Annotated in this window: 1 protein-coding gene; it reads left to right on the top strand. The window is 52.7% G+C overall.

The features are described from left to right. The coding region (locus tag HMPREF1207_RS00005) for a phosphopantetheine-binding protein (RefSeq protein WP_016423324.1) at nucleotides 1–464 on the top strand (464 nt) is incomplete at its 5' end. Nucleotides 465–474 lie beyond the last annotated feature (10 nt).

The raw sequence follows: 474 nt of genomic DNA, 5'->3' as shown, positions 1-474 counted from the left end.
ACGATCAAATCCAGCGAGGCTTTGACCTAGCACAAGCGGAGATCGTGGCGGTAAGCGAAAAGGAATATACGGCTCCGAAAAACGAACTTGAAGCGCAGCTGTGCACGATCTTTAGTGAAGTGCTGGGCGTCGAGCGGGTCGGCACGCAGGACAGCTTCTTTGAGCTGGGCGGAGACTCGATCAAAGCGATACGGATCGTATCGAAGTTAAGAAGCGCAGGATATCATATCGCAATCAAAGATATCATGCAAAAGTACACAGTCGAGGCGATCAGCTACGCGGCACAAAAGTCTGCCCTAGCGGAACAGTACGAGGTTCATAAGCGGATCGATATCGACCGGACGGTCGGATGGTTTACAAGTATCTATCCGGTGGTGGTACCGTGTCAGGAGGATATAGCAGAATGCGCTGCGGCAGCTGGAAGGAATCCAAGAGGCGGCGGTCATCGTACGGAAGACCCATGACGGAGAGAAT

It is taken from the genome of Paenibacillus sp. HGH0039 (assembly GCF_000411255.1).
Lineage (GTDB): Bacteria > Bacillota > Bacilli > Paenibacillales > NBRC-103111 > Paenibacillus_F.
The sequence above is the reverse complement of the archived record's forward strand: the minus strand, read 5'-3'. Positions and strand labels throughout refer to the sequence as shown.